This is a genomic window from Alicyclobacillus mali NBRC 102425, assembly GCF_001570745.1.
Lineage (GTDB): Bacteria > Bacillota > Bacilli > Alicyclobacillales > Alicyclobacillaceae > Alicyclobacillus > Alicyclobacillus mali.
Map to the genome: position 1 here is coordinate 111,038 of NZ_BCSG01000017.1, position 11,682 is coordinate 122,719.

Below are 11,682 nucleotides of genomic sequence, written 5' to 3' on the forward strand. Positions count from 1 at the left end.
CGGGGTGGAGCGCCGTGGGCCCTGAATTTGCGTCATGGTTTCAAGGCCTTGATTCCGAAACCATCATGTGGATGATCATCCTTTCGGTCATGCTCATGCTCGTCGGCGGTGGACTGCTGTATTGGGATCACGTGATGCGCCAACACGACGAACCCGTGCACCCGCTTGATTCTCCTGGAGAGCGGCGCTGAGGCCCATGGGGGCCGTCGGCGCCGCTTTTCCATCTGCACAGCCGGAAGCACCACAGTCTTGATGCCTCATACCAATTCAGGTATTCTGTGATCGAAGCGAAAAAATCAGATAGATTTCCAGATTCGCACGGCGGGGAATGGGTGAAATTTCTTCGGCGCAAGTGCGCGTGGGGGGCCTTATGTCGTTCATGACCAAGTCTGCGCTGGTCTCTGTGACCGTCCTTTTCCTCGCTGCGGGGAGCTGGCTGGGGAAGTTTGCGGCGGACATTCGGGCGGTGCAGCCGTCCTCAGCGGTTCATACCGTTCGCGTGTCGGCCGCACCCGTTGCGTTTCCTTTCCCAGCCGATGCCTACAGCCCGACGGCAGGCTTCCTCTGTCCGACGCCAGGCGTGCAGGTGCCGGGCGGGCCCAAGCCGGGATCGTACGCGTACGGGCGCATCTGGGCGAGCCATCTGCACGCGTATTTGCCTCAGCCAGGCGCTGAACGCTATCGCGAGACGTACGACGAGCAGGCGAGCGGCGACTGGGTTGTCTGGCAGTACGTCACGATGGACATGTCGGACGGCTTGACGCGCGTGGACGCGTATCATGTGAAGACCCAACGGGCGTCTGAAGTGTGGCGCGCGTCGCCCGCGAACGGCGTGCTCTTGAAAATGCAACTGGTCAGCAATCACCTTTGGTATCTCACAGAGACCGTGCAGAGTTCGGTCAAGTCCGAGACCGTCGAAACAGAGCTCCACGACCGAAATCTCGAAACGGGAGCGGATCGCGTCGTCCTGATAAGCGCGGCGCAGGGCCTAGGGGAGGTCGCGACGGACTTCGCCGTCGATGGCTCGACCGTCGCCCTGGTCGAGGAGCGCGCGGGGGACGTCCTGCGCGTCCCGATGAAAATCCCGTTCACGCTTGATCTCGACGATCTCGCCCACCATCGCGCTGTCACCGTGGCGCACGGGGAGAACGAGAATCCCACCACCCTGTGCGCGGCAAACGGCATTTACGCGTGGTCGTCCAATGCGGCGGGTGTCATGGCCTACGTGTCAGCGACCGGCCAGACGCTGCACATCGCCTCGACGCCGTCCTACGTGGCGGTGGGCGGGCACGAGGTGTGGTGGCACGCCATCAATTCGGACGCGTACGGGGGAGAAAACGTGCTCACGGGAGAGCGGCTCCGCTTTCCGTCGAGTGTGAAGCCCGTGGGCATCGTCTTCTCGAACGGCGTCGGCATCGTCAACACGATGCACAACACATACACCTTCTCGCCGAGCGCTTGACGGGACGCGGCCGCTTGGTCCGCAGCGCGAGCGGGCCGAGCTAACGCCCTCGGCCCGTCTTCGCGTCGTGCCGCCGCACGCGGATGTCCACCACGGCCCACGCCGCGGCGATGCCCACGACAAACGCGAGTCCCCATAGCCAGTCAGGTACCACGGTGACCAGCCTCCTTCGGTCTCCCGCTAGCGTGCGCGAAAGGCGGAGGCCCTATGCGCGGCGCGCGAGCCGTCCGTCGGTGCCTCGGCCCGGCCTTAGGTTGGGCGCAGCTGTCTCACACGACCCGCACGCGGTACGCCTTCATCCACTCGTTCACTTCCCACAGGTAGTGGAACATCTGAGCCGTGCCCATGATCTGGCCGAACCACGGCCGGTGCTCCATGGGATGCTTGCTCATCTCCGCCAAGGCGCGAATGGCGTTCGAATCGACAAACGGCAGGATGGGCGAGGACGGATCGTCCAGCACGGCGAGAGCCCGCTGGCGCACAAGGGCCAGATACGCCGGGTGGGGCGTGGAGGGGTACGGGCTCTTCTTGCGGTACAGGGCTTCGCGCGGCAGGAAGTCCTCCATGGCCAGCCGCAGGATGCCCTTCACCTCGCCGCCCGCCGTCTTCAGCTCCCAAGGAATGTTGAACACGTATTCCACCAGCCGGTGATCGCAGAACGGCACGCGCACCTCGAGGCCGGACGCCATGCTCATGCGGTCCTTGCGGTCGAGCAGCGTGGGCATGAAGCGCGTGATGGACAAATAGCCAATCTCCCGCACGCGCGCGGCGCGACCGGTTTCGCCCGGCAGGCGTGGAACCTCGTCGAGTGCCTCGTGGTAGCGTTCCCTGACGTACGACTCGGGGCGGATGCGGTGCTTGAGTTCATCCGACATGATGGCCATGCGCTCGTACAGCCTGAGCGACCATGGGAACGTGTCCGCGGCGAGCGCGTCCTCGCGGTGAAACCACGGATAACCGCCGAACACTTCGTCCGCCGCCTCGCCGGACAGGGCCACGGTGACGTCTTCCTTCACGCGCTTGCAGAACAGGTAAAGCGACGTGTCGATGTCGGCCATGCCGGGGAGATCGCGCGCGAACAGCGGATCGCCGAGATGGTGCTCCAAATCCGGCGTGTCAAAGGCGATGGGGTGATGGATGCTCCCGATGTGCTCGGCGATCATCTTGGCCCACGGGCCGTCGAGGCTCTTCTGGAACGCGTTGGCCTGAAAGTACTTCTCCATGTCGACGAACTCGATGGCGTAGGTGTGCAGGGGATCGCGCCCCATCCGCTGGTAATAGCGCGCCGCAACGGCCGAGACCGCGCTCGAGTCGAGGCCGCCCGACAGGAACGTCCCGAGCGGCACGTCGGAGACCAACTGGCGTTCGACGGTGTCGATGAAGAGGTGGCGCACCGTCTCCACCGTCTTCTCCAGCGAATCGGTGTGTTCGAGGCTCTCGAGCTTCCAGTAGCGGCGGACGGAGATCCCCTCGGGCCGGGCGATGAGCAGATGCCCCGGCTTCAATTCCTCGATGCCTTTGAGCACGCCGAGCCCGGGAGTGCGCGCGGGGCCGATGGCGAAGATCTCGGCGAGCCCTGTCTCATCGAGGACCGGCTCCACGCTCGGGTGCGCGAGGAGCGCCTTGAGCTCGGACCCAAACGCCAATCCATCCCCGATGCGCGTGAAAAACAGGGGTTTCACGCCCAGACGATCTCGCCCGAGCACGAGCTTCTCCTCGGCCTGATCCCAGATGGCAAACGCAAAGATGCCGTTCAGCCGTTCCACGCACGCCTCGCCCCAGGCGATGTACGAGACGAGCAGCACCTCGGTGTCCGAATAGCCATCGAAGCCGTAGCCGCGCGCGGCGAGATCGCGCCTCAGGTCTTCTGTGTTGTACAGCTCGCCGTTGTACACGATGGTGTAGCTGCGTCCGTTCACCGTGCGGGTCATCGGCTGCTTGCCGCCGTCCGGATCGACCACAATCAGCCGGCGATGGGCGAAGAGCGCGTGCGCCGCCGCGAACCAGCCGCTTGCGTCGGGGCCGCGCGACACGAGCGTCTGCCCCATTTGTTTCACGATGTCGATGTCCGGCCGCAGATCGCGCGTCCAGTCGACCCAGCCAGCAATTCCGCACATGGGCAGTTCCTCCTCGCATGACGCCACTTGGCGTAGATCACGAAATCGCCATACCTTATGCGGGCGGGGCGGGATAGGTGCCCAGGAGTCGGCGCGGCGCATCGCTGTTTTGGTATACTGGGGCGAGAAGGGGCTGCGCGAGGAGGCGATGCGGATGGCCGTCGTCAACATGACCGAGGTGCTGGCGAGACAGATATGGAAAGATCCGGAGCTTCAGAAGCTGCTGCCGTGCCACTGCCAGCAATGCCTCGACGACGTCCTGGCGATGGCGCTGAATCACTTGCCTCCGCGCTACGCCACGACGGATGAGGGGCAACTCTACGTTCAGGTGGAATATCTCCGGCCCCAGCTTCGATCCGACATCCTCCGCGAGCTGACCCAGGCAGCGCTCTGGGTGTCGAGCCACCCGCGCCACGCGAGCGCCGAGTCCGACGCTGCGGGCGGCGATTCCGCACCGATGGAAAGCGAGGGCGGATCGCACACATGAACGACCAGATAGCCGACGAGCGGTTCATGCGCCGGGCGCTGGAACTGGCGGAAGAGGCTGCTCGCTGGGGCGAGGTGCCGGTCGGCGCCGTGGTGGTGGAGGACGGGCGCGTCGTCGGCGAGGGGTTCAACCGCCGGGAAACGTGGCGGGATGGGACGGCGCACGCGGAGATGCTGGCCATTGAGGACGCGAGCCGCCGATTGGGCGGCTGGCGCTTGACAAATTGCGTCTTATATGTAACACTCGAGCCTTGTCCGATGTGTGCCGGGGCCATCGTCCTATCGCGTGTTCAGCGCCTCGTGTACGGTGCGACGGATGCGAAGGGCGGGGCCGTGATGTCCAGGGTTCGACTCCTGGAGCCAGGGCTTTGGAATCACGCGCCGCAAATTACCTCTGGCATTCTGGCGGACGATTGTGCTAAACTATTAAAGGACTTCTTCCGGAAGCGCCGCACGCAGGCGCAGTGGGGAAGCGATGCGAGATGACCGCGGAGAGATGTCTGAGTGGTCGAAAGAGCCCGCCTCGAAAGCGGGTAGGTCCGCAAGGGCCTCGTGGGTTCGAATCCCACTCTCTCCGCCAGAAAATCGGTGTCCGGTGAGCCGGGCACCGATTGTGCCAAAATGGGTGAAAAAACGCGGCTTTGGACCAAATCCTGATTGGGTCCCGCGCGGCGAAAACTCCCGAACCGTGTCAGGTCCTGACGGAAGCAGCACTAAGGGAGACCTTTCGGGCGACGCGGGGGTGCCTGATCGGGGTTTGGTTCAAGGTCGCGTTTTGCCATGTATCCAGCGGGCATGTGCTACACCTGTGTCGAACGTCGTCGAATGGCGGGATCTTTCGTCGATGGGGCAGGATTTGCTCTCGGTGCTACGAATACACCCAAGACAACGACTGCGACATAGAGTGGGTGATGCTTGTGCGCGAGACACGCAAGTCGGGTGCGGTTCGAGAACCGGACGCCGGGCAAGTGAACCTCATCCACGCGGGCGTGGTGTTTCTCTCGAAAGACCTGCTCATTCGGCTGGAGAACAGGCTCGCCAAGGACTTGTTCGGCTGGACAGAGGAACGGTGCATGGCGCCTCTTTGCGAGGTGCTGTCGATAGATTCCGAGGAGTATCAGTTGCTGTGCCGTATCGTCGCCGAAGACTGCGAGTACCGTGACGCGGTGGTCAAATGGGAAGTGGACGGCACCGTACGCCACGTCCTTATGGATTCGTTCGTCGCCCGTCACGCTGAGACGGACGAAACGGGCGTGTACATTGTGATGCGGGATATGGGCAACTTTGCGCTGCTCAACCAGCACACGGAGAAAATTGAGCGCATTGCTACCATCGGGCGGTTGGCGGCCGGTGTCGCTCACGAGATTCGAAATCCACTCACGACCATTAAGGGATTCCTGCAACTGTTGGAGCAGCGCCTCGAGCGCGCGGACATGCTTGACGAGATCGCGTACATCCGCGTGATGATGCAGGAAATCGAGCGGGTGAACGCGCTTGTGACGGAGCTTTTGCTCCTATCGAAGCCGCAGGACATGGCGTGGACGGACGTCTCCGTCGCCGAATTGCTGGCCGAATTACGCCCCTGGCTCGATGAGGAGGCCCGCAAGCGCGGAGTCGAGACGGTGTACGAAGTGCCTGCGGAACTCGAACTGCAGGCGGACCGCGGCATGATGGAGCAGCTCTTCGTCCACCTTGCGCGCAACGCCATGGAGGCGATGGAGGCGGGCGGGCGGCTGACCATTCGCGCCCGCGCCGAGGACGGTCGCGTGGAGCTTCAGTTCTCCGACACAGGGCCGGGGATTCCGTACTACCTCTTTGACCGCATTTTCGACGTGTTCTACACCACGAAGGAGAAGGGCACGGGCCTGGGTCTCGCCATCTGTCAGCGCATTGTGGCCGATCACGGCGGCCAAATCCGCGTGAGTTCGAAAGGGTTCGGCACGACATTCACCGTGTCGCTGCCGAAGATGAGATCGTCGTCCGTTCGGGTCATCCAGCAGCGCCAATCCTCCTGAGTCAGAAGTTGCTCACAGTCCAAAATAGCGCGGCGCCCCATGCGTTGCGCGACCACTTCGTGGAGGTCGAGATAGGCGTACACGTAAGCCATCCACAGGGCCTCGAGGAACCCCCACAGCGGTACGTAGAGCGCAAGGACGACAGGGGAGGCCGAGGGTGCGGCGGGCCAAATTGAAGTGCGAGACGTGGAGGCCCGCCCGCTGGGCTGCGAACAGAAGAAGCAGGTACACCGCGCTGTAGGCGATGCCCAGCCCAAGGGAGGCGCGTGCGCCGGCGCGATGGAACAGGAGGTTTCGCCAGCGCACCGGGCCCCACCAGGTGGCGGCGAGCGGCGCGGCGATGAGGGCGCACTGCACGACGAGCCCGCGCCAGAACCCAAGCGGCACGGCTGTCCCGGGGACCAGGTTCGAACAAAGCGCGCCGACGATGGGCGCGAGCAGGACGAAAACAGGCGCCACAACATCGCCTCCCAGCAAGCGTCCCAGCACAGCATATCGTATGAATAGTTGGTGTATTCGGTGGATCGCGCGGATTTCCTGTCCGGGCTTCTGCCAGAGCCCCCTTTCCGGCTCATGCGACAGCGTCCCGTGAAACGGGCCTCCTCCTGTGGTAGAGTATCGGTGGAAGGAGGCCGAGCATGGCGTACCAGGCACTCTACCGCGCGTATCGCCCGCAGACGTTCGAGGACTTGGTCGGGCAGCCTCACGTGCGCCAGACCTTGACCAACGCGCTGAAAAACGGTCAACTGGCACATGCCTATCTGTTTTGCGGGCCGCGCGGTACGGGAAAGACGAGCACCGCGAAGCTCTTGGCCAAGGCGGTCAACTGTCTTCACCCCAAGGACGGCTTCGAGCCCTGTAACGCCTGCGAGGCCTGCACGAGTATCCAGCGCGGATCCAACGTGGACGTGCAGGAAATTGACGCCGCTTCCAACCGCGGCGTGGATGAAATTCGGGATTTGCGCGATCACGTCCATTACCTCCCTACGATGGCGAAGAAGAAGGTCTACATCGTGGACGAGGTCCACATGCTGACGCCGGAGGCGTTCAACGCGCTGCTCAAGACGCTGGAGGAGCCGCCGGCGCACGTCCTGTTTGTGCTCGCCACCACCGAGCCTCACCGACTTCCTGCGACCATCATCTCGCGGTGCCAGCGGTTCGACTTTCGCCGCATCGCGCCGGAAGCCATTGTCGATCGCCTTCGCCTCGTGGCGCAGAGTCAGGCGATTGAAGCGGCTGATTCCGCGCTGTGGCGGCTCGCTGAGGCGGCCGACGGGGGCTTGCGCGACGCGCTCGCCCTGTTTGAACAGGCGGCGGCGTTTGGAAACGGCCGGATCGACGACACCACCGTCGCCGATGTGGTGGGCAGCGTCGACATCGGATCGCTCGTCGCGCTCGTGGGCGATCTCGCCGAGCGCTCGTTTCTCTCGGCCGTGGACAGGCTCGGGCGCTGGTACGCGTCGGGCAAGGACGCGAGCCGCATTGTGCACGACTTGTTGCAAGTGGTGCGCGATTTGTTTATCGTCAAGCTGTCGCAACGCCCGGACGCTCTCGCCGGCAAGCCTGTGGATCCCTATCTGCCGGTGGTGTCTCGCGATGACGTCACGGTGGACTGGTTGCTTGCCGCCATGCGCAGGCTGGGCGAACTCTACACGCAACTGCGGTACGTGGAAGAGCCGCGCCTGGCGCTCGAAGCGGTGCTGATGGGCCTCGCGGCCGAGAGGCGGTCCGCAGGCAACGTGAATCCGGCGGCATCCGTGGATCCGGCGCGCACCGATGCGGCTACCCGGCCGGATGGACGCCCGCCTGAGCAGCCGGCTCAAGTTACCGATGTGCCCGTTCAGGCATCCGATCCGGCCCCTGCGGCGCCTGAAGTGACACAGGGCCCGACGGACGCGCGCGAGAAGAGCAGCCGACCCGCGCCCGCTCGCGCGGCCGCGCACCGCAAGCGCGAGACGCTGGCGCGGCTGTATCGCGATCGCGACGAGGCGCTTGAGGCACGGCTTCGGGAGATGTGGCAGGACGTTCTCGCGGCCGTGAAGGCAAAACGCGTGCAGACGCACGCTTGGCTTTTGCACGGGGAGGTTGCGCTCGCCACGCCGCGCGCCGTGGTGCTTTCATTCAAGAGCCGCATTCACCGCGAGGCCGTCATGAAACAGGCGGACCGCGCGGCCATTGAAGCGGTACTCGCGGAGGCGCTCGGACAACCTGTGCAACTCTTCGCCATCCTGCAGGCCGACTGGGAGGAGTTTGCGGCGTCGTTGGCGCCGGCCCTCGTCGAGCAAGCCGGATCGCGCGAAGAGGGCGAGCCGCCATCGCCGGATGTGGTTCAGTTGGCGATTGACCTGTTTGGGGCTGACAAAGTGACGGTGGAAGACGAGGGAGACAACCCATGAAGAATATGAACCAATTGATGCGTCAGGCGAAAAAGATGCAGGAGGAAATCCTGAAGGCTCAGGCTTCGCTCGCGGAGCAAGTGGTCGAAGGGACGGCGGGCGGCGGTGCCGTCAAGGTGCGCATGAATGGGCACAAGGACGTGGTGGCGGTCGAGATCGACAAGAGCGTCGTGTCGCCGGATGACGTGGAGATGCTCCAGGATCTGATTCTCGTGGCTATCCAGGACGCCTCCCAAAAGGCGAACGATCTCGCCGAACAAGTCATGGGCAAATACACGCGCGGCCTCAACTTGCCGGGGATGTTCTGAGATGTACGGGTATCCAGAGCCGGTGGCGCGGGCCATCGAACACTTCATGAAGTTGCCCGGCGTGGGGCCAAAGACGGCCGCGCGCCTGGCTTTTCATGTGCTCGAGATGAGCGAGGCGGATGTCCATGCCTTCGCCAAGTCGCTGATCGATTTGAAGACGGGGCTTACCGAATGCGCTGTCTGCTGCAACATTACAGAGGCTTCACCATGCGCCATCTGCCGGGATCCGCGCCGGGATCCGCGCGTCATCTGCGTGGTGCAGGAACCGCGGGACGTGATCGCCATGGAGCGGACGCGCGAGTACCATGGGTTGTACCACGTGCTGCACGGCGCCATCTCGCCGATGGAAGGCGTGGGCCCGCAGGACATTCGGATTCGGGAACTGGTGACCCGCGTGGGCGAAAACGAGGTTGAGGAAGTCATTCTTGCTACCAACCCCAACGTCGAGGGCGAGGCGACCGCGATGTACATCTCGCGCCTGTTGAAGCCGTTTCAGGTGAAATTGACGCGTATCGCGCACGGCTTGCCGGTGGGCGGCGACCTTGAGTACGCGGACGAGGTCACGCTCGCGAAGGCCCTGGAGGGCAGGCGGGCGCTTTAGCAAGCGGTGTGGATGCGCCGCGCCCAAATTTGAATTGTGAAACAGGAGGTACAGTGGTGTTTCGCGCGTTCTTCAAGGATTTTCGAGCGTTTATCCGCCGCGGAAATGTGATGGACTTGGCGGTCGCGGTGATCGTCGGAGGGGCGTTCGGGCAAATGGTCACCGCGCTCGTCAATGACGTGATCATGCCCCCTATCGGACTCCTGCTTGGCAAAGTCGACTTCAGCAACCTGTACCTCAATTTGTCCGGAAAACACTATTCATCTCTTGCAGCGGCCAAGGCTGCAGGTGCTCCCATTATCCAATACGGTTTGTTCCTCAATACAGTCGTGAATTTTCTCATTGTCTCGCTGGTGATCTTCGTCGCCATTCGGCAGCTCAGCCGGCTGAGGAAGGCGGAACCTGCGAAAGCGCCGACCACGAAAACGTGCCGGTTTTGCAAGTCCGAGATACCGATAGAGGCTGTCCGTTGCGCCTACTGTACCTCGTTTGTGGAGGGCGAGGTGGAGGAGGGGTAACGGATTCTCGGTGATTGGGGAGCATTGAACCTCTTTTTCTACTTTATTTCAAGTTGGAACGGAGGGGTGGTAACGAACCTTACAGAATCAATTGATTTGGCAGACAGATCGTGCGTATAATCAGATTCAAAATAAATCATTAGTCGACCGTCGACGGTCGACCGTATACACAAGGATGGAGAGGCGATTCGTGACAGCCATTCAACGTGGAGAGCCTTTGGTTAAGCAAGTGTACAAGTATCTCTACACCGCCATCCTGTCGGGTGAATTTCGTCCGAATGACAAGGTGGTGGAAACTCACATCGCGGAAAAGCTCCAGGTAAGTCGAAGTCCTGTTCGTGAAGCGATAAGACTTTTGATTCAACGAGATCTTCTAGTGGAAGATGCAGACGGAGTTCGGGTGTTTCAGCCTACACAGCGCGATTTCGCGGAACTGTACGAGATGAGGCTCGCGCTTGAACCTGTGGCGGCAGAGCGTGCTGCTGAGAACATGTGCCCTTCTGGTTTGCAGTCTCTTTACTCGAACGCAGAAAAGACTGAACAGGCGCTTGCGTCAGAAGATTGGGACGAGATTGTGTCGTTGAACAAGGAGTTCCACGAGTCTATATGGCAGATGTCGGAGAATCGAAGGATTCTTAAGGCGATGCAGGAAATTACGGATCTGGTTCAGTTTTATTGGAGGTCACTACTTTATATCCCCAATCTCGATATTGAAATCGTAGAAGACCACTGGCGAATCATTCGCTGCATCGAAAGGGGGGATTCCACGGGTGCGCATGCGGCCATGAAGCAACATGTAGCCAAAGATCTTCGAGTTATATCAGAACGTTTTCAAGACGTAAAGGACGCTTTTGAAGAAACGAATCGACGATAAGAGCACAAGGGGGTTCATATCAGATGAAGCGCATGAAAAGCAGCACATGGGTTGGCGCTTTCGCGGCCGTGACACTTGTGGGAATGGTCACTGGCTGCGGGCAAGCGGGGACGTCAGTAACTCCAACGAAGCCATCCACTTCTGCAGCGGCTGACGCTCGCGCGACCACGCTCACTGTCGGATTGCAGGCAGATCCGGCCACACTCGACCCAGCGCTCTCAAGTGCTCTTGTGGACCGCCAGGTCATGGCCAACATTTACGACACGCTGTTTTCGCTGACACCCAGTGGGAAAATCGTCCCCAACCTCGTTGAGTCGTACTCCGTATCAAAAAATGGACTGGTGTACACGTTCCAACTTCGAAGAGGGATAAAATTCCAAGACGGTACGCCGTTCAATGCGGAGGCAGTGAAGTTTAACCTCGTCCGTGACATGTCGCCCACATCTGCTCGCAAGAGTGAGCTCTCGTCGATTGCGAGCGTCGAAACTTCAGGGAACTATACGGTTGTCATACATCTCTCGCATCCCTACAGTCCCCTTCTTGCTGTTCTGACGGATCGTGCCGGCATGATGGTTTCTCCAACAGCAGTGAAGAAGGAAGGGGCGAATTATGCAGATCACCCCGTCGGGACAGGGCCATTCATGTTTGCAAGCCGAGTGAAGGGTGATCACATCACACTCGTAGCCAATCCCCATTACTGGAAGGGAAAGCCGAAATTAAGCGAGGTTACATTCAAAATATTTACAGATCCAAACGTCGAGATCACCAATTTGGAAAACGGGAGCATTCAGCTAGCAGATCAAGTTCCGGCACAACAACTTCCCATGCTCGAAAAGAACTCGAATTTCGTTGTATCCAACCAACCTGGGCTCGGATATCAGGGCATTTATTTAAACGAGCCCTTT

The 11,682-nt window shown here is 61.4% G+C and carries 13 protein-coding genes and 1 tRNA gene; 12 read left to right on the forward strand and 2 right to left on the reverse strand.

Annotated elements, in window-relative coordinates; genetic code table 11:
* Positions 1-14 precede the first annotated feature (14 nt).
* Both AMA01_RS13905 and AMA01_RS06935 read left to right on the forward strand, forming a co-directional pair.
* A complete protein-coding gene (locus AMA01_RS13905; protein WP_197459978.1) occupies positions 15-191 on the forward strand; it encodes a hypothetical protein in 177 nt (58 codons plus the stop codon).
* Positions 192-379: 188 nt separating this feature from the next.
* Positions 380-1,462 (forward strand): hypothetical protein, encoded by a 1,083-nt coding sequence (locus AMA01_RS06935; RefSeq protein WP_197459979.1) that lies wholly within the window; start codon positions 380-382, stop codon positions 1,460-1,462.
* Positions 1,463-1,731: 269 nt separating this feature from the next.
* Here AMA01_RS06935 and asnB read toward each other — a convergent pair whose 3' ends face one another.
* Complete coding sequence (gene asnB / locus AMA01_RS06940; protein ID WP_067849375.1) at positions 1,732-3,579, reverse strand: asparagine synthase (glutamine-hydrolyzing); 1,848 nt, start codon at positions 3,577-3,579, stop codon at positions 1,732-1,734.
* Between the two features lie 154 nt (positions 3,580-3,733).
* Here asnB and AMA01_RS06945 point away from each other — a divergent pair, with 154 nt between their 5' ends.
* The 4 genes from AMA01_RS06945 (at position 3,734) to AMA01_RS06965 (ending at position 6,080) form a co-directional block, all read left to right on the forward strand.
* Positions 3,734-4,066 carry a late competence development ComFB family protein gene (locus AMA01_RS06945; protein WP_067849378.1) on the forward strand — a complete coding sequence of 111 codons (333 nt, stop codon included), beginning with the start codon at positions 3,734-3,736 and terminating at the stop codon, positions 4,064-4,066.
* The gene (gene tadA, locus AMA01_RS06950) at positions 4,063-4,551 is read left to right on the forward strand and encodes a tRNA adenosine(34) deaminase TadA (RefSeq protein ID WP_067849381.1); all 489 of its coding nucleotides are present in this window, start codon (positions 4,063-4,065) and stop codon (positions 4,549-4,551) included. The genes AMA01_RS06945 and tadA overlap by 4 nt, the downstream gene beginning before the upstream one ends.
* A gap of 4 nt (positions 4,552-4,555) precedes the next feature.
* Positions 4,556-4,645, forward strand: a tRNA-Ser gene (locus AMA01_RS06955).
* 331 nt (positions 4,646-4,976) lie between these two features.
* Complete coding sequence (locus tag AMA01_RS06965; RefSeq protein WP_067849384.1) at positions 4,977-6,080, forward strand: two-component system sensor histidine kinase NtrB; 1,104 nt, start codon at positions 4,977-4,979, stop codon at positions 6,078-6,080.
* 12 nt (positions 6,081-6,092) lie between these two features.
* On the opposite strand, the gene AMA01_RS13560 is transcribed toward AMA01_RS06965, so the two are convergent.
* A complete protein-coding gene (locus tag AMA01_RS13560) occupies positions 6,093-6,539 on the reverse strand; it encodes a hypothetical protein (protein WP_231862858.1) in 447 nt (148 codons plus the stop codon).
* A gap of 179 nt (positions 6,540-6,718) precedes the next feature.
* Here AMA01_RS13560 and dnaX point away from each other — a divergent pair, with 179 nt between their 5' ends.
* The 6 genes from dnaX to AMA01_RS07000 form a co-directional block, all read left to right on the forward strand.
* The gene (gene dnaX, locus AMA01_RS06975) at positions 6,719-8,476 is read left to right on the forward strand and encodes a DNA polymerase III subunit gamma/tau (RefSeq protein ID WP_067849390.1); all 1,758 of its coding nucleotides are present in this window, start codon (positions 6,719-6,721) and stop codon (positions 8,474-8,476) included.
* Positions 8,473-8,784: a YbaB/EbfC family nucleoid-associated protein gene (locus tag AMA01_RS06980; RefSeq protein ID WP_067849393.1), complete on the forward strand. Its 312-nt coding sequence runs from the start codon at positions 8,473-8,475 to the stop codon at positions 8,782-8,784. The genes dnaX and AMA01_RS06980 overlap by 4 nt, the downstream gene beginning before the upstream one ends.
* Position 8,785: 1 nt before the next feature.
* Entirely contained in the window at positions 8,786-9,385 is a 600-nt protein-coding gene (recR, locus tag AMA01_RS06985; protein WP_067849396.1) for a recombination mediator RecR, read from the forward strand.
* Positions 9,386-9,441: 56 nt separating this feature from the next.
* On the forward strand, positions 9,442-9,903 hold the full coding sequence (mscL, locus tag AMA01_RS06990) for a large conductance mechanosensitive channel protein MscL (protein WP_082744046.1): 462 nt from the start codon (positions 9,442-9,444) through the stop codon (positions 9,901-9,903).
* A gap of 190 nt (positions 9,904-10,093) precedes the next feature.
* The gene (locus AMA01_RS06995; RefSeq protein WP_067849399.1) at positions 10,094-10,777 is read left to right on the forward strand and encodes a GntR family transcriptional regulator; all 684 of its coding nucleotides are present in this window, start codon (positions 10,094-10,096) and stop codon (positions 10,775-10,777) included.
* Between the two features lie 23 nt (positions 10,778-10,800).
* Positions 10,801-11,682: ABC transporter substrate-binding protein (locus AMA01_RS07000; protein ID WP_231862859.1), on the forward strand; the 882-nt coding region annotated here is incomplete at its 3' end.